The organism is Streptococcus criceti HS-6, assembly GCF_000187975.2.
In the GTDB taxonomy this organism is placed as follows: domain Bacteria; phylum Bacillota; class Bacilli; order Lactobacillales; family Streptococcaceae; genus Streptococcus; species Streptococcus criceti.
In genome coordinates this window covers 2,235,955-2,256,574 of the sequence record NZ_AEUV02000002.1, presented here as the reverse complement: position 1 = coordinate 2,256,574, position 20,620 = coordinate 2,235,955, and the positions used below count along the sequence as shown (strand labels likewise).

Annotated in this window: 18 protein-coding genes and 2 pseudogenes; 18 read left to right on the top strand and 2 right to left on the bottom strand. The window is 42.5% G+C overall.

What is annotated here, in order from left to right; translation table 11 throughout:
• The first annotated feature begins 1 nt into the window (after position 1).
• The 15 genes and pseudogenes from STRCR_RS10495 to ileS all read left to right on the top strand — a co-directional run bounded on the left by STRCR_RS10495 (position 2) and on the right by ileS (position 15,333).
• Positions 2-967, top strand: a complete 966-nt coding sequence (locus tag STRCR_RS10495; RefSeq protein ID WP_004229081.1) for a Gfo/Idh/MocA family protein — start codon at positions 2-4, stop codon at positions 965-967.
• Positions 968-1,110: 143 nt separating this feature from the next.
• Positions 1,111-2,635 (top strand): annotated as a pseudogene (locus STRCR_RS11870) (IS1182 family transposase).
• Positions 2,636-2,888: 253 nt separating this feature from the next.
• Positions 2,889-4,268: a bifunctional UDP-N-acetylglucosamine diphosphorylase/glucosamine-1-phosphate N-acetyltransferase GlmU gene (glmU, locus tag STRCR_RS10480; RefSeq protein ID WP_004229761.1), complete on the top strand. Its 1,380-nt coding sequence runs from the start codon at positions 2,889-2,891 to the stop codon at positions 4,266-4,268.
• A 26-nt stretch (positions 4,269-4,294) separates the two neighbouring features.
• The gene (locus tag STRCR_RS10475) at positions 4,295-4,843 is read left to right on the top strand and encodes an NUDIX domain-containing protein (RefSeq protein WP_004226850.1); all 549 of its coding nucleotides are present in this window, start codon (positions 4,295-4,297) and stop codon (positions 4,841-4,843) included.
• Between the two features lie 16 nt (positions 4,844-4,859).
• Positions 4,860-5,156 (top strand): cell wall synthase accessory phosphoprotein MacP, encoded by a 297-nt coding sequence (gene macP, locus STRCR_RS10470; RefSeq protein WP_004230096.1) that lies wholly within the window; start codon positions 4,860-4,862, stop codon positions 5,154-5,156.
• Positions 5,157-5,170: 14 nt separating this feature from the next.
• A complete protein-coding gene (locus STRCR_RS10465) occupies positions 5,171-5,860 on the top strand; it encodes a 5'-methylthioadenosine/adenosylhomocysteine nucleosidase (protein ID WP_004225577.1) in 690 nt (229 codons plus the stop codon).
• A gap of 232 nt (positions 5,861-6,092) precedes the next feature.
• Positions 6,093-7,281 (top strand): annotated as a pseudogene (gene ftsA, locus STRCR_RS10460) (cell division protein FtsA); the annotation flags it as partial.
• The gene (locus STRCR_RS12585) at positions 7,260-7,478 is read left to right on the top strand and encodes a cell division protein FtsA C-terminal domain-containing protein (protein ID WP_420805023.1); all 219 of its coding nucleotides are present in this window, start codon (positions 7,260-7,262) and stop codon (positions 7,476-7,478) included. The pseudogene ftsA and the gene STRCR_RS12585, both read left to right, overlap by 22 nt.
• Positions 7,479-7,497: 19 nt before the next feature.
• Positions 7,498-8,799: a cell division protein FtsZ gene (ftsZ, locus tag STRCR_RS10455; RefSeq protein ID WP_004228544.1), complete on the top strand. Its 1,302-nt coding sequence runs from the start codon at positions 7,498-7,500 to the stop codon at positions 8,797-8,799.
• Positions 8,800-8,801: 2 nt separating this feature from the next.
• A complete protein-coding gene (locus STRCR_RS10450) occupies positions 8,802-9,476 on the top strand; it encodes a YggS family pyridoxal phosphate-dependent enzyme (RefSeq protein ID WP_004229581.1) in 675 nt (224 codons plus the stop codon).
• A 9-nt stretch (positions 9,477-9,485) separates the two neighbouring features.
• Entirely contained in the window at positions 9,486-10,085 is a 600-nt protein-coding gene (locus STRCR_RS10445; RefSeq protein ID WP_004227262.1) for a cell division protein SepF, read from the top strand.
• A 2-nt stretch (positions 10,086-10,087) separates the two neighbouring features.
• A complete protein-coding gene (locus STRCR_RS10440) occupies positions 10,088-10,342 on the top strand; it encodes a YggT family protein (protein WP_004228542.1) in 255 nt (84 codons plus the stop codon).
• Positions 10,342-11,127 (top strand): YlmH family RNA-binding protein, encoded by a 786-nt coding sequence (locus tag STRCR_RS10435; protein ID WP_004227907.1) that lies wholly within the window; start codon positions 10,342-10,344, stop codon positions 11,125-11,127. The genes STRCR_RS10440 and STRCR_RS10435 overlap by 1 nt, the downstream gene beginning before the upstream one ends.
• A 254-nt stretch (positions 11,128-11,381) precedes the next feature.
• Positions 11,382-12,245, top strand: a complete 864-nt coding sequence (locus tag STRCR_RS10430; RefSeq protein ID WP_004226202.1) for a DivIVA domain-containing protein — start codon at positions 11,382-11,384, stop codon at positions 12,243-12,245.
• Between the two features lie 292 nt (positions 12,246-12,537).
• A complete protein-coding gene (gene ileS, locus STRCR_RS10425; RefSeq protein WP_004226901.1) occupies positions 12,538-15,333 on the top strand; it encodes an isoleucine--tRNA ligase in 2,796 nt (931 codons plus the stop codon).
• A gap of 438 nt (positions 15,334-15,771) precedes the next feature.
• Here ileS and STRCR_RS10420 read toward each other — a convergent pair whose 3' ends face one another.
• A complete protein-coding gene (locus tag STRCR_RS10420; RefSeq protein ID WP_004226026.1) occupies positions 15,772-17,079 on the bottom strand; it encodes a sensor histidine kinase in 1,308 nt (435 codons plus the stop codon).
• Positions 17,080-17,769 carry a response regulator transcription factor gene (locus STRCR_RS10415; protein WP_004229977.1) on the bottom strand — a complete coding sequence of 230 codons (690 nt, stop codon included), beginning with the start codon at positions 17,767-17,769 and terminating at the stop codon, positions 17,080-17,082.
• 160 nt (positions 17,770-17,929) lie between these two features.
• Here STRCR_RS10415 and STRCR_RS10410 point away from each other — a divergent pair, with 160 nt between their 5' ends.
• From STRCR_RS10410 to STRCR_RS10400, 3 genes are read left to right on the top strand one after another with little or no spacing between them, the layout of a single operon-like run.
• Positions 17,930-18,838: an ABC transporter ATP-binding protein gene (locus tag STRCR_RS10410; protein ID WP_004225972.1), complete on the top strand. Its 909-nt coding sequence runs from the start codon at positions 17,930-17,932 to the stop codon at positions 18,836-18,838.
• On the top strand, positions 18,838-19,578 hold the full coding sequence (locus tag STRCR_RS10405; protein ID WP_004229652.1) for an ABC transporter permease: 741 nt from the start codon (positions 18,838-18,840) through the stop codon (positions 19,576-19,578). Before STRCR_RS10410 ends, STRCR_RS10405 begins: the two co-directional genes overlap by 1 nt.
• Positions 19,575-20,303, top strand: a complete 729-nt coding sequence (locus tag STRCR_RS10400; protein WP_004228887.1) for an ABC transporter permease — start codon at positions 19,575-19,577, stop codon at positions 20,301-20,303. Before STRCR_RS10405 ends, STRCR_RS10400 begins: the two co-directional genes overlap by 4 nt.
• The last annotated feature ends 317 nt before the right edge of the window (positions 20,304-20,620 follow it).

The following is a 20,620-nucleotide window of genomic DNA, read 5'->3' as shown; positions in this document are numbered from 1 at the left end:
TATGCATTTAGCACTTTTAGGGACTGGAATGATTGTCAAAGAAGTCCTACCTGTTTTACAAACTATTGATGGCATTGAATTGGTAGCCATTATGTCTACTCCGCGGTCCCTAGATAAGGCTCAAGCCTTGGCTAAAGACTACGGCATGAGTCAGGCAAGCAGTGATTTTTCAGAAATTCTGGCCAACGAAGCTGTGGATACGGTTTATATTGGCACCCCCAACCACACCCACTACGATTATGCCCAAAAAGCTCTTAAGGCAGGAAAGCATGTCATTTGTGAGAAACCTTTTACTATGGAAGCAGATCAGCTAGAAAATTTATACCAAGAAGCAGAGAAGCAAGGGCTTATCCTTCTTGAAGCTATCACCAATCAGTATCTGTCAAATTTCCAAGTTTTGAAGGATAATTTAGCTAAAATCGGTGACCTTAAAATTGCCAACGTCAATTACTCCCAGTATTCCTCCCGCTACGATGCCTTTAAGAGGGGAGACATTGCCCCTGCCTTTAATCCTGCTATGGGAGGAGGTGCTCTGCGGGATCTTAATATCTATAACATCCACCTCTTGGTCGGTCTTTTGGGTCAGCCTGAGCAGGTTAACTACTTAGCCAATATGGAAAGAGGTGTAGATACCTCAGGGATCTTGGTTATGGACTATGGTTCTTTTAAGGCTGTTAGTATTGGAGCCAAGGACTGCTCTGCAGAGATTCGTTCAACATTTCAAGGGGATAAGGGCTCACTGACGATTCTGGGCCCAACTAACAGTCTGCCCCAGATTGTTTTAACCCTCAACGGGCAAGAACCAATAGATATCAGTCAGATCAACCCTCATCACCGGATGTATGATGAATTTGTTGCCTTTGAAAAGATTATTGCTGAACGAGACTTGGCTAGCAGTCGAAAAGCCTTGGAACATAGCCGGACTGTTATGGCCGTTCTAGAAGAGGCAGCCCAATCTATGTCTTGAAGACTATTTATAGGAAAGGAGTCTGGGACAAAACCTGTTCCGCGGCAGACAAAAAGCAACGGTTTTGATGCCGTTGCTTTTTGCTTTAGTGAGCTAGCCTTGATAAAATAGAGTTGACTAAAACCTACTAGAAAGGCTACCCCATGTATATTCACTATAACACAAATCAAACCACTTTACCACTAGAAACGCGTTCCTTGTTGCCCTCCAATCACCTGGTGTTTACAATTGAAAAGGTGGTTCATGCGCTTGATGATAGTAACTTTGACACCTTTTACCACGACTATGGGCGCCCATCCTACCATCCTAAAATGCTCCTAGCTTCTTTACTGTTTGCTTATACGCAAGGAATTTTCTCTGGGCGTAAAATCGAAAAAATGATGGTAGAAAATATCGCCATGCAGTATCTGACAGGACAACTGGTGGTTTCCTACCGCACCATCAATCGTTTTCGAGTGGCATCTGGTATGGAGAAACTCATTCGTGATTTGTTCATTGACCTCAATCTTCGTTTGAAAATGGAAGAGTTGGTTACTTTGGATTGTCTCTTTATTGATGGGACTAAGATTGAAGCCAACGCCAATAAATACAGCTTTGTTGGAAGAAAGCACCGATAAGTTTTCAGCCAAACTTCAAGCTAACTTACGCCACTATTTCCAAGAGGAAATTACTCCTCTCATTCAAGAGGCTATCATTTTAGATGAGGAAGAGCCCGTTACTTCCCAACAGTTATCAGAATTCGCTCAGCTCTTGGAGAATGAGTTACAGGCTGTTAACCAAACTATTGAAGAAAATCCTGTTAAAGGTAAGGACGAGCGAAAAGTGAAACGTCGCAAACTCAAGAAAGTCCTGCACAAAGTTCAGAATGACTTTTCTGTGCGGGCTAAAAAATATGAGGCCTACCAAGAGACCTTTGATGGGCGTAACAGTTTTTCTAAGACGGACACAGCTGCCACTTTTATGAGAATGAAGGATGATCACATGAGAAATGGCCAGCTCAAGGCAGGCTATAATCTTCAAATCGCCACTGAAAATCAATTTGTTCTTCACTATGATGTCTTCCCAAATCCTACGGATACCAGAACCCTTTTGCCATTTCTTGAAACCTACCCGCATGAATTGAAGACGGTTGTCGCAGATGCGGGCTACGGCAGTGAGGAGAATTTACTGAAGCTGGATCAACAGGAAATTAACCACTTGATTAAGTACGCCATGTTTGATAAGGAGCAGAAGAAAAAGCACCAACAGTCGGCTAAGAACTTGACCAACTGGCACTATGATGAGACAGAGGACAGCTACACCCATCCTGAAGGCTGGCGCTATCAGTTTCATCATCTCAAGCACCAGAAGACCCCAACTGGTTTTGAACAAGAAATCAAGGTCTATTACGCTGAAGAACCAGATTTAGCTCCTCAAAAGGGGCTCTACATCAACGAACGTTATCAAAAACTCAAAGCTAAAGAATGTCAAGCGCTTTTATCTCCTGAAGGCAGACAGATTTTTGCCCAACGCAAGATTGAGGTGGAACCTGTCTTTGGGCAGATAAAGGCTTGTTTGGGTTACAAGCGATGTCACCTGAGAGGCAAGCAGAAAGTAAACATTGACATGGGATTAGTTCTCATGGCCAACAATCTCCTAAAATACAACAGAAGAACCGTTCAAAACTAAAAAAGAGACTCACAAAAGTGAATCTCTAGTTTTTTTGTCACTGGGAATTGATTTTGTCCCGGACTCTTTTCGATGATGATAGGAGTTAAACAAGGATAGTCAGAGACAAAGTGAGTCCAAATAGAAATACTGGGACTGTCCCCTTGGAACTAATCTGGGAAAATCAATTAAAATATGGTATCCTAATAGAGGAAAATACTGAAATTAATAAAGTGGTTGGCTAAGTTTTTACCAACCATGAAAGGAAAAAACTATGGCAAATTATGCGATTATTCTAGCGGCAGGAAAAGGGACCCGAATGAAGTCTGACTTGCCCAAGGTCCTCCATAAGGTTTCTGGTATTTCTATGCTGGAACATGTTTTCCGCAGTGTTTCTGCCATTCAACCGGTTAAAAATGTAACCGTTATCGGTCACAAGGCAGAGTTGGTTAAAGAAGTCTTAGCTAGTCAATCTCAATTTGTTCTGCAAACAGAGCAACTGGGAACTGGTCATGCTGTGATGATGGCGGAAAAAGAACTGGCTGGCTTAGAAGGTCAGACTTTAGTTATCGCTGGAGATACGCCTTTGATTACCGGCCAAAGTTTGCAGGACTTGATTGATTTTCACATTAACCACAAAAATGTGGCGACTATTCTAACAGCGACGGCCGAAAATCCCTTCGGATATGGTCGCATTATCCGCAATCAAAATGGCGAAGTAACCAAGATTGTTGAGCAAAAAGATGCAACTAAATTTGAGCAAGAGGTTAAAGAAATCAATACAGGGACCTATGTTTTTGACAATAAACGCCTCTTCCAAGCTCTCAAAAACATCAATACCAATAATGCCCAAGGCGAATACTATCTGACCGATGTCATCTCAATTTTTCGGGAAGCTGGTGAAAAGGTTGGTGCCTTTACCTTGCGCGATTTCGATGAAAGTCTGGGTGTCAATGATCGCTTAGCCCTAGCCAAGGCAGAGTCTGTTATGCGTCGTCGCATCAATGATCAGCACATGGTCAATGGAGTAACCTTCCAAAATCCAGCTAGCACTTATATTGATGTAGATGTTGTTATCGAGCCAGACGTGACTATTGAAGCAAATGTTACCCTCAAGGGTCAGACAAAGATTGCGAGCGGAGGGTATCTAACTAATGGTAGCTATATTGTTGATTCAACAATCGGCAAAAATGCAGTCATCACTAACTCCATGATTGAGCAGTCAGTAGTGGAGGCTGGCGTGACAGTCGGTCCTTATGCCCACTTACGTCCAGATTCTACCCTTAAGGAAGGGGTTCATGTTGGGAACTTTGTCGAAGTGAAATCATCAACCCTTGATAAAAACACCAAGGCAGGCCATCTGACCTATATTGGTAACGCTCAAGTCGGTCAGGATGTCAATTTTGGGGCAGGAACTATCATTGCCAACTATGATGGTAAACACAAGTACACCAGCAACATTGGCAATCATGTCTTTATCGGCAGCAACTCAACCTTGATTTCGCCAGTTGAAATCGGCGACAATGCCCTGTCTGCAGCAGGTTCTGTCATTTCTAAGGATGTGCCGGCAGATAGTATTGCCATCGCTAGAGAGCGTCAGGTTAATAAAGAAGGTTATGCTACTCGGATGCCCCATCATCCTTCGCAACAGTAAGCACAAACTATAGAAAGAGGGTTTCTATGGAATTTGAAGAAAAAACCTTGGAACGCCAGACCATCTTTGAAGGTCAGATTATGACTGTTGCCAAGGATAAGGTCCAACTTCCAGACGGGCAGACTTCCTATCGGGAACTGGTCTTCCACAATGGTGCAGTCGCTGTTTTAGCGATTACACCAGCTAATAAAATTATTCTGGTCAAGCAGTATCGCAAGGCCATTGAAGCAGTTTCCTACGAAATTCCTGCTGGCAAGTTAGAGCTGGGAGAAGCTGGCCATGAAAAGGAAGCGGCAGCCAGGGAATTAGAAGAAGAAACAGGCTATACAGCTGATTTAGAGTTGCTTTACGAATTTTATTCGGCTATCGGCTTTAGTAACGAGCATATCAAACTTTATCTAGCCAAGGATTTGCAAAGGGTTCCCAATCCCCGTCCTCAGGATGAAGATGAATTTCTGGAGCTCCTCGAATTAAGTTATGAAGAATGCATGGATTTGGTTAAGTCAGGAAAAATCCAAGATGCCAAGACTATTATTGCGCTTCAATACTTTGCTTTAAAAATGAACAGCTATTAAATAGGAAGGAAAGCTTATGGGAAAACCTTTATTAACAGATGATATGATTGCTCGAGCTAACCGCGGTGAGAAGTTGAAAGGGGACTATTTAGACGGTCAGGAAACACAAATTTTTACCGACATCGGCGATAATTACGATAGCTATGAGGATTATAATGACGATGAGGACTGGGAAGATGACTCCCACTACACCTATAAAAGCCGTCGAATTGAAAATGCTAAAAGGGGAGCCTTCCAAGCGAAATTAAATAAAATTTTGCTTATTGTTCTGATTCTCTTGGCCATTCTGATTTACGCTATCTTCAAACTATAAGTTAAGGAAAATTCATGAAAATTGGAATTATTGCTGCCATGGAGCAGGAATTGCGATTGCTGGTTGACCAGCTTACGCATAAAAAAGAAGAAACAGTTCTTTCGACTACCTACTATTCTGGACGTTTGGGAAAGCATGACTTGGTTCTAGTCCAGTCGGGTGTGGGGAAGGTAATGTCAGCCATGTCGGTTGCCATCCTCGCTGACCATTTCGGAGTCGAAGCGCTTATCAATACCGGTTCAGCTGGTGCAGTAGCATCAGGCCTCAATATCGGTGATGTTGTTGTTGCTGACCGTTTGGCCTACCACGATGTAGACCTGACCGCCTTTGGTTACGACTATGGCCAGATGTCTATGCAGCCTCTTTATTTTGAGAGTGACCCTCAGTTTGTCCAAGTCTTTCAATCTGTTTTGGTCAAGCACGACCGGCCCAGTAAAATTGGACTAATTACAACCAGCGATAGCTTTATCGCAGGTCAAGATAAGATTGACCAAATTAAGGCCCATTTTCCAAATACGCTAGCGGTTGAAATGGAAGGGGCAGCCGTAGCCCAAGCGGCTCAAGCGGCAGGTCGTCCTTTTATTGTAGTTAGGGCTATGAGTGATACAGCAGCCCACGATGCTAATATCACTTTTGATGAGTTTATCATTCAGGCAGGCCGACAGTCAGCACAAGTCTTAATTGACTTTTTGGAAACATTATAGTTAAAAAGCGATGACAAGTTTGAAATCGGGAATTTGGTGTTTCCTGAAAACAGACTTCTCATCGCTTTTTAGCCTTAGTTTTAGCCTACTAAAAGGATTAAGAATATATGACAAAAAATTGAAAATAAGCCCCTTTTCCGTTTTTTTATGGTATAATACCTTCTGTATAACTCTGCCCAAAAGGGTGGGTCATTAGATAAGAATAGATCGTAAAGTAAGAGAGGTCGAGTGAATGGCTAGAAATGGCTTTTTTACAGGTTTGGATATAGGAACAAGCTCGATTAAAGTATTGGTTGCCGAATGGGTTGATGGACAGATGAACGTCATCGGTGTGAGCAATGTACCTAGTTCGGGTGTAAAAGATGGAATTATTGTTGATATTGAGGCAGCTGCCAATGCCATCAAAGAGGGTATTGACCAAGCTGAAGAAAAAGCAGGGATCAGTATTGACAAGGTCAACGTTGGCCTGCCAGCAAATCTCTTGCAAATCGAACCGACTCAAGGCATGATTCCAGTCATCACAGAATCAAAAGAAATCAAGGATGAAGACATTGAACGTGTTGTCCAATCGGCCCTGACTAAGAGCATTACGCCAGAGCGAGAAGTGATTTCTCTAGTGCCTGAAGAGTTCATCGTTGATGGCTTCCAAGGTATTCGTGACCCACGTGGAATGATGGGGGTTCGCTTAGAAATGCGTGGTTTGATTTACACAGGCCCAAGCACAATTTTGCACAATCTTCGGACAACCGTTGAGCGAGCTGGTATTCAAGTTGAAACCATTATTATCACCCCGCTTTCCCTAGCCAAGTCAGTCTTAAATGAAGGTGAGCGTGAATTTGGTGCCACTGTTATTGATATGGGTGGTGGCCAAACAACCGTTGCCTCAATGCGGGCTCAAGAATTGCAATATACTAACATCTATCCGGAAGGTGGGGACTTCGTCACCAAGGATATTTCCAAGGTCTTGCAAACCTCGATCCAAACCGCCGAAGCTCTCAAGTTTAACTTTGGAACTGCCAATCTAGCTGAAGCTAGTGATAAAGAGACAGCCCAAGTTGAATGCGTTGGTAGTGATGAACCTGTTGATATTTCTGAACGTTACTTAGCAGAAATTATTACAGCACGGGTTCGTCATATTTTTGACCGTGTTAAACAAGATTTAGAACGCGGTCGTCTGCTCGATCTACCAGGCGGAATTGTTCTGGTTGGTGGAGCAGCCATGCTTCCAGGAGTTGTGGAACTGGCTCAAGAAATTTTTGGCACTCAAGTCAAACTTCATATTCCAAACCAAGTTGGTATCCGCAATCCAATGTTTGCTAATGTTATCAGTCTAGTTGAGTACGTCGGCATTATGAGTGAGGTTGATATTATTGCTCAAGGAGCTGTTCTCGGTGAAGAAATGCTTCGTCGGAAACCGGTTGTGCCAGTGACCCCATCGGTTGCTCCTCAACCAGCTCAGCCCGCTGCTCCAGCTATGCAGCCTCAACAACCGCAAGCTCCTGCTGGTGACTTCTCGGTTCCAGAGCCTGTTCAAGGCGGGACAAATCAGAGAGAAAGTAAACCAAAGACTAAGATGACTGACCGCGTTCGCGGTATTTTTGGAAGTATGTTTGATTAATTTAAAGTGAGGAAATAAAATGGCATTTTCATTCGATGCTGCATCTGTCCAGGGTGCAGTCATTAAAGTTATCGGTGTCGGTGGTGGCGGAGGTAACGCCATCAACCGCATGATTGAAGAAGGCGTTGCAGGGGTTGAATTTATTGCTGCAAATACGGATATCCAAGCCTTAAGTTCATCAAAAGCTGAGACTGTTATTCAGCTTGGACCTAAATTGACCCGTGGCCTTGGTGCTGGAGGTCAGCCTGAGGTTGGCCGTAAAGCTGCCGAAGAGAGTGAAGAAGCTTTGAATGAAGCTCTTCAAGGAGCCGATATGGTCTTCATCACGGCTGGTATGGGTGGTGGATCTGGTACAGGTGCTGCCCCAGTTATTGCTCGCGTGGCTAAGGGTCTCGGTGCTCTTACTGTAGCGGTTGTAACCCGCCCATTTGGCTTTGAAGGAAATAAACGTGGCAACTTTGCTATCGAAGGGATTAATGAACTTCGTGAACAAGTTGACACCCTCTTGATTATTTCGAATAACAATCTTTTGGAAATTGTTGATAAGAAGACTCCTCTCTTGGAAGCCCTCAGTGAAGCGGATAATGTCCTTCGTCAAGGGGTTCAAGGGATTACCGATTTGATTACCAGCCCAGGCCTGATTAACCTCGACTTTGCCGATGTTAAGACTGTCATGGCTAACAAAGGTAACGCTCTGATGGGTATTGGTATTGGGTCAGGCGAAGAACGAATCATCGAAGCTGCCCGTAAAGCAATCTATTCACCTCTTTTGGAGACAACTATTGATGGTGCTGAAGATGTGATTGTCAATGTTACCGGAGGTCTTGACATGACCTTGACCGAAGCTGAAGAAGCGTCTGAGATTGTTGGCCAAGCGGCTGGCCAAGGCGTTAATATCTGGCTTGGTACAGCAATTGACGATAGCATGAAGGACGAAATTCGCGTTACTGTTGTAGCAACGGGTGTTCGTCCAGATAAGTTTGAACGGGTATCTGGTGTCAGCTCACAACCACGGGTCTTCAAACAAACTGGTTCTACTAATGAACAAGCAGCTCCAAATAATGGTAGCTTCGAACGTCGTCCAAATAGCTTTGAATTTGATATGGCTGAACATCGCGAAATGCCACAGGCGACACCGCGTCATACGCAGCCAAGCCAACCAAGTTCAGCTTTTGGTGACTGGGACCTGCGCCGTGATAACATCAGCCGTCCAACCGAAAATCAATTGGATAGCCAATTAGATGTTTCTTCTTTCTCAGCCTCTGATGTGGATACTGGTGATGATGAACTCGAAACACCACCATTCTTCAAGAATCGTTAATCATGGATTTAGCGAAGAATAAAAATTTCGTCTATGAGCAAGTAGCAGCGGCGGCTGCTAAAGCAGAGCGTCAGCCTTCTGATATTTCTATTATTGCTGTTACTAAGTATGTTAACAGTCAAGTAGCTGAGCAACTGGTTGATCTAGGTGTGAAACACATTGGTGAAAATCGTGTTGATAAATTCCTTGATAAATATCAAGCGCTCAAGGATAAGGATGTCACTTGGCATCTGATTGGAACCCTACAGAGACGTAAAGTCAAGGATGTTATCAATTTAGTGGATTATTTCCATGCCCTTGACTCACTCAAATTAGCTGCTGAAATTCAAAAGAGGGCAGACCACACTATCAAGTGCTTCCTTCAAGTTAATATTTCTGGTGAGGAAAGCAAGCATGGCTTTAACCCAACGGAAGTAGATAGTATACTTGAAGAATTAGCAGCTTTCGACAAACTTGAAATTGTCGGGCTCATGACTATGGCACCGATTGATGCCAGCGATCGGGAATTGGATGAAATTTTTAAACAGACAAATGATTTGAGACAGCGTCTCAAAGAGAGAAACATAAAGAATATGCCTTTCGATGATTTGAGCATGGGGATGAGCAGAGATTTTCCAATGGCTATCTCAAATGGCTCGACATTTGTCCGAATCGGAACATCATTCTTTAAAGAATAGGAGAGAATCATGGCTATAAAAGATAGATTTGAAAAAATCGTTTCCTACTTTGATACGGATGATGCTAGCGAAGTAGAAGAAACACAGGAGACTGAGCCACAAGGTCCGCGTCCTTTACGTCAGGAGCCACAGCAGGCTCAGCAACGTCCGCAGCGTCAACCACAAGCAGCTGCTGCACCACAGCAGCAATCACAAGTTCGGCCACAAAGACCGCAAGCAGCTCAAAATCGACCTCAAGCTCGACCAGCTCAAGAAGAAGCAGTTCGTCCAAACTCTCGTCCTGCAGATGTATCAATTCCGGCTGGAGCGGGTGGGACAACCATCGCCCTTAAGTTTCCTCGTAAATATGAAGATGCTCAAGAGATTGTCGACCTACTTATCAAACATGAATGTGTTTTGATTGACTTCCAATATATGCTGGAAGCGCAAGCTCGTCGTTGTTTGGACTTTATTGATGGAGCTAGCCGAGTTCTCTACGGTAGTTTACAAAAGGTCGGTTCGTCTATGTATCTTTTAACACCAAAGGATGTTGTTGTAGATATGGAAGAAATGCACCTGTCAAATGCTAGTCAAGAAGTTCCTTTTGACTATGACATGAAACGCCGTTAGCTATGGTATTCTTTCTAGTTGCTTTTAGCTACTTAGTCAGGATACTGACACTTCTGCTGGTTGTCTATGCTCTCTTATCCTGGTTCCCAGGAGCTAGAGATTCCTGGCTGGGTCGGGCTTTGGAGGAGTTCTTAGAACCTCTGCTCAAGCCTCTACGACGTTTACCCCTGCAAATTGCAGGCTTGGATTTTACCATAATTGCGGCGATCTTTATCCTGCAAATGATTGAGAGGCTGTTACCAATTTTACTGTTTTGATGGTTGAAAATGATATTTATCAGCACTTCCGCAAGGAAGAGAGAACCTTTATTGATAAGATGAGGGACTTGGCCGAGCGGGTTGAGGATACATATACTTATCAGCTGACGGATTTTTTAGATCCAAGGCAGGTGAAAATTGCCGAGAGTGTTTTCGGACAGATGGGGATAAAGTATTACTTATCTACAGACTATCTCAAGACTGAATATGCTAGAGTAATTGCAGCGCCGGATTATTATGAATTGGAACCGCAAGATTTTGAGGTAGCTCTCTTAGAAATTAGCTATAATTCCAAATTCAATCATTTAACGCATGCCCAAATCATGGGCAGTTTCATCAACAAGTTAGGTATTCAGCGCAATGTTTTTGGTGATATTATCTTAACGGAAGTTCGGGCTCAAATTATTGTGACGAAATCTCTTGTTAGCTATTTTGCAACGGTCGAAAAGATTGGCCGTGCAGCTGTTAAGATTAAAGAGGTTGATTTTTCACAACTCCTGTTGCCTGCTAATAGGGCTAAAGAATTTGACGTTTTAGTTTCAAGTTTGAGACTTGATAAAGTTATTGCTTCAGCTTTTAAATTGTCAAGGTCATTAGCTAGTAAATTGGTAGAGCAAGAAAAGGTCAAGCTTAACTATGGCCTACTGACCAGACCTGCTGAATTACTAGAGTTGGGAGATTTGGTAAGTGTACGAGGTTATGGTCGCTTTCAGATTTACCGAGATAATGGCTTATCTAAAAATAAAAAGCATAAGTTAACACTTAAAAAATACGCTAATAAATAAGGAGATTACCTTAGTCTCATGAGGCATGAGGTCAAACACACAATAAAGTTAGACTTGAGTCTAGGCTATGAAAAAGAAGGTCAGTCAGTTTACTGAAAGTTAAAAACTGATGGGACGATGCAGTGTTAACACGATCTGAAGATGAATGACAATTGGGAGATTGTCGAGGTCTTAGATGGTGTGAACACTACAAAGTTTGTTAGGATGATTTATCGTCAGATAAATGAATATTAAAAATAAATAAGGAGGGTGACATGGCATTAACAGCACTCGATATTAAAGACAAAACTTTTCACACAAAATTCCGCGGCTATAATGAACGGGAGGTTGACGCCTTTCTCGACGACCTTGTAGACGATTTTGAAGATTTAACACGTAAAAACCGTGATCTTGAAGCGAAGATTAAAAATCTTGAAGAAAAACTGGTTTACTTTGATGAAATGAAGGAATCATTGAGTCAATCGGTTATCTTGGCTCAAGAAACTGCTGAAAAAGTTAAATTCTCAGCCAACACACAAGCTACTAACTTGCTCAGCAAGGCCAACTATGATGCTAACCAGCTGATCGATGAAGCTAAGACACGGGCTAACAAGATTTTACGTGACGCAACAGATGAAGCCAAGGCCGTTGCCATCGAAACAGAAGCCCTCAAACGTCAAAGCCGTGTCTTCCACCAACGCCTGTTGAGTACTATTGAAGGTCAGTTGAACATGATTAATTCACAAGAGTGGAGTGAACTCTTGCAACCGACTGCCGTTTATCTGCAAAATTCAGACGAGGCCTTTAAAGAAGTTGTTGAAAAAGTTTTGGATGATAACCAAACCCTTACGAGTGCTGGGACAACAACACCGATTGCAGAATCAGAATCTACTGATGATGCAACTCGCCAATTCACTGAATCTGAAATGGCTGAGCTGCAACGCCGTGTCGAAGAAAGCAACCGTATTCTTGAAGAAACACAAAAACTTGATTTGGGTGAAATTTCTGCAGCGATTGATGCAGCAGATAATACGCCTCAAGCCAAACAAGCCCCAACTATTCAAGATACTTCTGAAATGTCAGCTACAGAATTGGCTGGCGGAGAAGCCCAAACCTTTAAATTGAATATTCAAGACTAAGGAATGTCCCTAGTCTGGAGGAAAACGCGAGCAAGTCCTAATATTTCCAGCGAGCAGGTGATGGTGGAAGACCTGCAGTCCCTTAGGAAAAGCTTATCATTTCCTAGTGTTCTAGCTGAATTTATAGTAGGTTAGGAGGGTGACCCCCTTATCGTCACAAGAGAGAAAAGCTAGTTAAATCTAGTTTTTCTGAATTAAGGTGGTACCACGAGCTTTCGTCCTTATGCAGACGAAGGCTTTTTTATATTTTTCTAAGTCATTAGAAAATCTTATCAAAATGGAAGGTGTATTTATGAAATTAAAAGAGACTTTGAATCTTGGGAAAACAGCATTTCCAATGCGGGCTGGTCTGCCCAATAAGGAACCTCAGTGGCAGGCAGCTTGGTTGGAAGCTGATGTTTACGGGAAACGCCAAGCTTTAAATGCCAATAAACCGGCTTTCTTCCTGCATGATGGTCCTCCCTATGCCAATGGAAATATCCATGTTGGGCACGCTATGAATCATATTTCTAAGGACATCATCATCCGCGCTAAGTCCATGATGGGCTTCCGAGCACCTTATAACCCAGGGTGGGATACGCATGGCCTTCCTATCGAGCAGGTTTTAGCTAAGAAGGGCGTAAAACGCAAGGAGCTAGACCGTGCAGAATACCTAAAGATGTGTCGTGATTACGCCCTCTCGCAGGTGGACAAACAGCGTGAAGATTTTAAACGTCTCGGAATGTCGGCTGATTGGGACAATCCTTATGTAACCTTGACGCCTGACTATGAAGCTGCTCAGATTCGTGTCTTTGGTGCCATGGCTGATAAGGGTTATATTTATCGTGGAGCCAAGCCAGTCTATTGGTCTTGGTCGTCAGAATCTGCTTTAGCTGAAGCTGAAATTGAATACCATGACCTGGTTTCAACTTCTCTTTACTATGCTAATAAGGTTAAGGATGGTAAAGGAGTGCTGGACAATGATACCTATATCGTTGTCTGGACAACCACCCCATTCACCATCACGGCTTCACGTGGGCTGACTGTGGGGGCAGACTTTAGCTATGTGACTGTTCAAGTGTCTGGTCAAGACCGTAAATATGTCGTAGCCGAGGAACTTTTGGATGATTTGGCTGAGCGTTTTGGTTGGTCCGATTTCCATGTCTTGGAGCGTCATACTGGTGCTGAGTTGGAAATGATTACCACCGAACACCCTTGGGACGGTGAGGTTGAAGAATTGGTCATGGTCGGTGACCATGTTACCCTTGATTCTGGTACAGGAATTGTCCATACCGCTCCGGGCTTTGGTGAAGATGACTATAATGTTGGTATCAAATATGGATTAGAAGTCTCTGTAACAGTTGACAGTCGCGGTATCATGACGCAAGAAGCTGGGCCAGATTTCCAAGGTCAATTCTATGACAAGGTCCTGCCAACAGTTCTTGAAAAATTAGGGGATTTACTCCTTGCTCAAGAAGAAATCACCCACTCCTACCCATTTGACTGGCGGACTAAGAAGCCGATCATATGGCGGGCTGTTCCCCAATGGTTTGCCTCTGTTTCTAATTTCCGCCAAGAAATATTGGATGAAATTGATAAAACAGTATTCTACCCATCATGGGGGAAGACACGTCTCTATAATATGATTCGTGACCGCGGTGATTGGGTCATTTCACGTCAACGGGCCTGGGGTGTGCCGCTTCCAATCTTCTATGCTGAAGACGGTACAGCAATCATGACCAAAGATGTGACAGACCACGTAGCTGACCTCTTTGCGGAACATGGATCAGTCATTTGGTGGGAATGGGATACTAAAGATCTTCTTCCAGAGGGTTACACCCATCCAGGTTCACCAAATGGTAAATTTACCAAAGAAACGGATATTATGGATGTCTGGTTCGACTCAGGCTCATCATGGAATGGCGTCATGAATCAACGAGAAGGTCTAGGGTATCCAGCTGATCTTTATTTGGAAGGATCTGACCAGTATCGTGGTTGGTTCAACTCGTCTTTGATTACCTCAGTTGCTGTCAATGGGCATGCACCTTATAAAGCAATCTTATCGCAAGGCTTCGTCCTTGATGGTAAAGGTGAAAAGATGTCTAAATCACTTGGTAACACTATCCTTCCAAGTGATGTTGAAAAGCAATTTGGTGCTGAAATCCTGCGCCTTTGGGTTGCCTCTGTAGATACCAGCAATGATGTCCGCATCTCAATGGATATCTTGAAGCAAACCTCAGAAAGTTATCGTAAGATCCGCAATACGCTTCGCTTCTTGGTAGCTAACACATCTGACTTCGATAAAGCTGATGCGGTCGCTTATGAGGATCTTCGCCCGGTTGACCAATATATGATGATTAAGTTCAACCGGTTGGTAGCAACTATTCTCGAAGCTTATAACAATTATGACTTTATGAGTGTCTATAAGGCTGTCAATAATTTCTTGACAGTTGACTTATCAGCGTTCTACTTAGATTTTGCTAAAGATGTTGTCTATATTGAGGCAGCGGACAGTCATGTTCGCCACCAGATGCAAACTGTATTCTATGATGTTTTAGTAAAAATCACCAAGCTATTGACGCCAATTCTGCCTCATACTGCTGAAGAAATTTGGACTTATTTAGATCAAGAATCTGAGGATTTTGTCCAATTAGCTGAGATGCCAGAAGCTCAAACCTTCGCAGGTCAAGAGCAGGTTCTTGAAAGATGGGAAGCCTTTATGGCCCTTCGTACCCAGGCGCAAAAAGCCTTGGAAGAAGCTCGCAATGACAAGTTAATTGGCAAGTCCTTGGAAGCTCACTTGACAATCTATGCTGATCAAGAAACACTGACTCTTCTTGAGAGCCTTCAAAGCGATATCGCTCAGCTTCTGATTGTCTCACAATTAACAGTGACTGACCAAACAGCACCAGCTGATGCTGTCAGCTTTGATGGTGTAGCCTTTAGTGTTGAACATGCAGCTGGAGCAGTTTGTGACCGTTGCCGTCGCACAGATGAAACTACTAAGGAACGTTCTTATGGCGTAACCATCTGTGACCACTGTGCAGAAATTATCGAAAGCAATTTCCCAGAAGCTGTCGCCCAAGGTTTTGAAGTGCAAGCAAAATAACTGTGGATAACTAAATAACGGCTTATTTTCAGCTGTTGTGAGTGGCCTACAACGAAACACGAGAGAAAATAAGATTATACTCCCCTTATAGTAAACAGTGAGAAAGCAAAAATTCACTAGAAACTATAAGGGGCTTTTTCATATAGCGAATTGTTAAAATACTTTGAAATTTCTGCTGATTATCCCTTAGGTTTGTAAAGTGGACAATGCCATTTGTGAAGCAATAAGGGAGACTTCATTCTATAGTGTGGATATTTGGGACCTGTTGAACTCTTACTCACTGGCAAAGCAGAAGCTAACTGAAATTAATTTTAGTTAGCTTTTTTGGTAACCTAAAAGGAACCGACCAAATGTAATCAATTCCTTGTTTTTTGTAAATTATGAGATTAGGCCAACGATTAAAACTGTCTCAAAAAGAGTTTCTTGTTCAATAATCCTTTAGTTGTCAGTCAATGGCAGTGTAATAGTGACAACAAGACCCGGCTGGTTATCAGTGAAGCTAATTTTACCGTGATGAAGGGAAATGACTTGTTTAGTGATGATGGTTCCCATGCCGTGGGTATCGTAGTTGCGGGATTTCTGGTTGAGTTCGCGAATTTTCTCAGTGCTAATCTGCCCATTATCACGAATCAGCAACAGGGCTTGCTGATTGTTAAGAGTCAGGGACAGACTTAGCTGAGGCTTATTGTTATGCGTAAGGCTGTTAAGGAGCAGGTTATTAACTGCACGAGTTAACAGGGTCTTGTTTCCAGAAATCACGGTCGCCTCGTCTGGTAGATCGAAGGTCAAGTCTAGGTCTTCGTAGGTATTGTAAAGGTCTGCAATGACTTGTCTAAGCAGGCCATTGAGATCAAAGCTGGTCATCTCCTGCTCAATATCTTGGTTTTCTAGGAGATAACTCATGTTTAGATTGGAAATGATGTGTTCCATCTTATGGATATTAGCCTCGATCTGTTGGGTCTGTTTGTTGCTGCCATTAAGATTCTCTAACTGACTGGTGTAACCTAAAATAAGAGTCAGGGGATTGCGCAAATCATGGCTAATACCACGAATCCAATGGTTGCGTGTATCCTTGTTTTTTATGAGAAGCTGGGAGGTCTGGTTGAGAGCAGTTTTAATTTCAGACAGGTTGCCACCTTCATCAAGAGCGATGGGCTGGTTATCAGACAAGTCTGACAAGGCCTGAGTAATGGGCTTGAATTCTCTGCGAAAGCGCCACTGAGAACGAAGATAGATAAGGAGCAAAATCACGAGGATGCCTAAGAAAATACCTAAAGATAGCTTAGCAATATCAAAGAAATTTTGTGCATTGTAATAATTGGCTGGAAATTTAGCGTAGGCGCCTTTAGGGTATCCTATGATAAGCAGTTTCTTGCCTACTACAAAGGTAAAGACAGGATAGTCGTCCAGATACCAGCGTGACGCACGCGCAATATCTGCCATGCCATAGCGATGGTTGAGTTTGTCTGGCAACTGATAGGACTGCTTAATCTCTCCCTCTTCAGACAGCAGCATGAACCAGATCTTTTGCTTGTCTAAGACCTTCTTATTCTGAGCGGTTAAGGTCAGTTTGTCATGACTGATGAGAGTCTGCGCTAGAGTAGTAGGTCCTTCAGCCCTCTGTCTCATATTGTCAATGATATGAGAACTACCAAATAAAAAGATAAAAATAGCAGTAACTCCCAGAAAAACCACGGTCGCAAAATAGGTCAGCAAGACTTTGGAAAAATATTTAAAAGTTGTCATCTAATTCACCCGCAGCTGGTAGCCCAGTCCTTTAATGGTAATCAAGTGGACAGGTTTGGAAGGGTTAGCCTCGATCTTCTGCCGTACCTTACGGATGTGCGCCATGAGCGTATTTTCATAACCCTGATAATTGTTGCCCCAGACCTTGCTCAAGAGCTGGTCAAAAGTGACGATTTTATTTTTGTGGTCGTAAAGGACCTTAAGCAGGCTATATTCCTTAGCGGTCAGTGGGATTTCCCCGTCTTTTCTGAGAATGGCTGCACGCTCAAAATCAATCTGGCAGGCACTTAGTTCGACTAGCACATCCTGCTGGGGATAGCTACGCCTGAGAATGGACAGCAGACGCAGCTCCAGCTCTTTAGGGCGAAAAGGTTTGACGATGTAGTCATCCGCTCCCAGCTCAAAGCCTTGGTATTGCTTTTCAATGTCAGACACTGCCGACAGGAAAAGGACTGGCATAGCAGAAGTCTTTCGGATTTCTTTTAACACCTCAAAGCCAGAACCATCCGGCAGCATGATATCTAAAATGGCCAAGTCAAACGATTCCTTTTCCAGAAGATCTAAAGCTTCTTTTTTACTCGCTGCAGTGGTTAGCTGCTTAAATCCTGCAATGGACAGACTTTCTGTAACCATATCTAAGATATCAGAATTATCATCTAAAATGAGTAGTTTTCTGTCTTTTTCGCTCATATCTCTTACCTCAAACCTAGTATAGCATAATCAAAAGGGTGGCTCTGCTATTTTCCAAAAAATTAAGGAAGAAGTAAGGAGAGCAACAAGGAGAGATAAGGTGGGGACACTATACTAGAGGTATCAATGGGGAAACCAACAATCGAAAAGGAGAACTGTCATGAGCGACTATATTATTGAAACGGATCATCTAAGTAAGGATTTCACTGGAGAATTATCTGTCAATCAGCTGTCTATCCATGTCAAGAAAAACGAAATCTATGGCTTTCTTGGACCAAATGGTGCTGGAAAGTCAACAACGATGAAAATGTTTTTGGGACTTTTACAACCAACCCAAGGCTCAATCAAATTATTTGGCAAAGAGTTTTCTAATAATCAAATTGCCTCATTGTCAGATGTAGGATCCCTCATTGAAGAACCTTCTTATTATGCCAATCTGACCGGCTATGAAAATTTACAAATCATTCAGCGCTTACTCAAACTGCCCAAAGAAAATATTGACAAGGTGCTGAAGATTGTCAAGCTTTACGATCAAAAGGATAAGTTGGTTAAAAATTACTCATTGGGTATGAAGCAGCGGTTAGGAATTGCCTTAGCCATTGTCAAATTTCCTAAATTATTAATTCTAGATGAGCCAACCAACGGACTGGACCCTGCTGGTATTCAGGAAATCCGCGAACTCATCAAGTCCCTGCCACAAAAATACGACATGACGATCATTATTTCCAGCCACATTCTATCAGAGATTGAACAGATGGCTACGACTGTTGGTATTATCAATAAAGGAACGCTACTTTTTGAAGGGGATCTCACTGACCTTGAAGAAGATGAAAAATACCTTTTTGAGACTAGTGATGATGCAGCAGCTAAACAACTGCTAATAAGTAAAGGTTTTGAACTAGAGGAAAATCAGAGCTTGGTACTTAAGGATTATAACAAGAGCAATATTGCAGCAGCTGTCAAATTTTTGGTGGCAAATGACGTTGATATTTACCAAGTTCGCATGATTCGTAAATCATTGGAAGAGGTCTTCCTTGATATGACAGGACGTGAAGGAGGTGTCTTGTAATGCTCAATCTACGCTTAGAATTTACCAAATTAAAAAGGCGCTCTTTCTTGCTGTCCTTGATTGTCATTGTTGTTATAGAATTAGTCTGGAGCAGTCTAATTATCAATCATGAGTTGCCGGAAACGCGGGAGGCCCACAACGCCATCTTTGACATGGCTTATATGAACGACCTTATCCTTCCGATTTTTCTTGCTGTTTTGGCCTCTAGATTACTGGAGATGGAGCATTTGGGTAAGACATTTAAAATGTTGCAAACCAGCAATGAAAGTCCTTGGCAACTTTTTAGGGCTAAACTAACCTTGATGGCCGCTTTTGCCTTTGTAGTCAGTTTGCTACAAACTATCTTTTTAAAATTCATTATCCAAGCTGCACAAGTCCAGGTAACACTCACTCAATTAAGTCTCTCTTTACTGACAACTTTTTTAGTCTGTATTTTCTTATCTTGTCTTCATCTATGTTTGGCTTTTATCTATGAAAAAGCAAGTGTGACGGTAGTAACAGGCCTAATTGGTGCCTTTCTATCATTTGTTGGTATTGGTGCTTTGCCTTTGCCTATTCGTTTCTTTGTTCCGTGGCAATACTTCTCTATGATGGGAATTGCTAAGCGAATAACAGGAGCCCACACCTACCTTTTCCAATACGATAGTAGCTATCCTTTTAAATTAGTTGCTCTGCTGCTTATCATTCTTTTAACTCTCCTTGTCAGTAAAAAGATCATCGGAAAGGCGGATTTATTATGATGGCATTTGAATTTAAAAAAATCAGGAAGAGCGCTATTCCGATAATACTTATCTTCTTCAATCTTGTCGGAACCTTATTGGGAACAATGCTATTTGCCCTTAATCGCAAGTACCTTATTGATGGGACAGAAGCTCTTATCCTCTGGGGGCAAACGGTTTTCTACGCCTCACAAATTTTTACTCCTATTTTGATTGGAATCATCTGTTCTACCTCTTGTCAATTTGAAGAAACTAATAAAAACTGGCAGCGGCTCTTGAGCATTCCCGTCACACCTAGCCGCATTATTTTAGCAAAAATCGCTAGCTTATCAGTGGTTATGGCTATCAGCCAATTATTGGTACTCTGCTTTTATATGCTTAGTGCTGTCGTTTTGAAAGTACCCTTTGTGACTTATCTGACAGACTTTTTATTCTGGTCCATTACAGGATGGCTGGCGACCGTTACTATTGTTACCATTCAAGTTTTTATCAGTATTCGCCGGAAAAATTTTGCAGTACCCATTCTTATCTCAGCTATTTTGGCAATGGCAGGTCTTATGACTCTCTTTGTTGGGAATAGTCTATTTACTATCTTTCCCTATACTCAAGTTGCAGTAGGCCTCCGATCTCGCGATTTAGCACCTTTTGCCTTGTCAGAATTAGCCTTGTTCTTAGGGCTCAATGCCCTTTACATTATTCTCTTTTATGGTTTAGCAGTCAGACAGCTTAGAAAACGTTTCATTTAGGTGGTTTGTTTAAAAAGGATTAAACAAAGTTTGCTCTGCCATTTTGCAAAAAATTAAAGGAGGCAGCCTAAGGATTGTTCTTCGGGAATGAAACATCACTTAGCTCTTAATTCCGCTTTGATACAAAACTGCTATTATTAGACGAGTAAACAAATGGTTTGGCTCCAGCAGGAATTCACAAAATTCGGAAATTAATCATTAGACTATCTAAATCAGTGTGAACCCTGTTATAAGGCAACTATATCTGAGACAAGCTTTGTCAAGAAGTATTGCCAAGTTTTTGAGTTAGTAAGACAGGCCAACTGTAGTGAGCGGTC

Excerpts from the sequence above, each read along its gene's own strand:
- STRCR_RS10495 (WP_004229081.1), top strand. The coding sequence starts at position 2 with ATGCATTTAGCACTTTTAGGGACTGGAATGATTGTCAAAGAAGTCCTA.
- glmU (WP_004229761.1), top strand. The coding sequence starts at position 2,889 with ATGGCAAATTATGCGATTATTCTAGCGGCAGGAAAAGGGACCCGAATG.
- STRCR_RS10475 (WP_004226850.1), top strand. The coding sequence starts at position 4,295 with ATGGAATTTGAAGAAAAAACCTTGGAACGCCAGACCATCTTTGAAGGT.
- macP (WP_004230096.1), top strand. The coding sequence starts at position 4,860 with ATGGGAAAACCTTTATTAACAGATGATATGATTGCTCGAGCTAACCGC.
- STRCR_RS10465 (WP_004225577.1), top strand. The coding sequence starts at position 5,171 with ATGAAAATTGGAATTATTGCTGCCATGGAGCAGGAATTGCGATTGCTG.
- STRCR_RS12585 (WP_420805023.1), top strand. The coding sequence starts at position 7,260 with ATGCTTCGTCGGAAACCGGTTGTGCCAGTGACCCCATCGGTTGCTCCT.
- ftsZ (WP_004228544.1), top strand. The coding sequence starts at position 7,498 with ATGGCATTTTCATTCGATGCTGCATCTGTCCAGGGTGCAGTCATTAAA.
- STRCR_RS10450 (WP_004229581.1), top strand. The coding sequence starts at position 8,802 with ATGGATTTAGCGAAGAATAAAAATTTCGTCTATGAGCAAGTAGCAGCG.
- STRCR_RS10445 (WP_004227262.1), top strand. The coding sequence starts at position 9,486 with ATGGCTATAAAAGATAGATTTGAAAAAATCGTTTCCTACTTTGATACG.
- STRCR_RS10440 (WP_004228542.1), top strand. The coding sequence starts at position 10,088 with ATGGTATTCTTTCTAGTTGCTTTTAGCTACTTAGTCAGGATACTGACA.
- STRCR_RS10435 (WP_004227907.1), top strand. The coding sequence starts at position 10,342 with ATGGTTGAAAATGATATTTATCAGCACTTCCGCAAGGAAGAGAGAACC.
- STRCR_RS10430 (WP_004226202.1), top strand. The coding sequence starts at position 11,382 with ATGGCATTAACAGCACTCGATATTAAAGACAAAACTTTTCACACAAAA.
- ileS (WP_004226901.1), top strand. The coding sequence starts at position 12,538 with ATGAAATTAAAAGAGACTTTGAATCTTGGGAAAACAGCATTTCCAATG.
- STRCR_RS10420 (WP_004226026.1), bottom strand. The coding sequence starts at position 17,079 with ATGACAACTTTTAAATATTTTTCCAAAGTCTTGCTGACCTATTTTGCG.
- STRCR_RS10415 (WP_004229977.1), bottom strand. The coding sequence starts at position 17,769 with ATGAGCGAAAAAGACAGAAAACTACTCATTTTAGATGATAATTCTGAT.
- STRCR_RS10410 (WP_004225972.1), top strand. The coding sequence starts at position 17,930 with ATGAGCGACTATATTATTGAAACGGATCATCTAAGTAAGGATTTCACT.
- STRCR_RS10405 (WP_004229652.1), top strand. The coding sequence starts at position 18,838 with ATGCTCAATCTACGCTTAGAATTTACCAAATTAAAAAGGCGCTCTTTC.
- STRCR_RS10400 (WP_004228887.1), top strand. The coding sequence starts at position 19,575 with ATGATGGCATTTGAATTTAAAAAAATCAGGAAGAGCGCTATTCCGATA.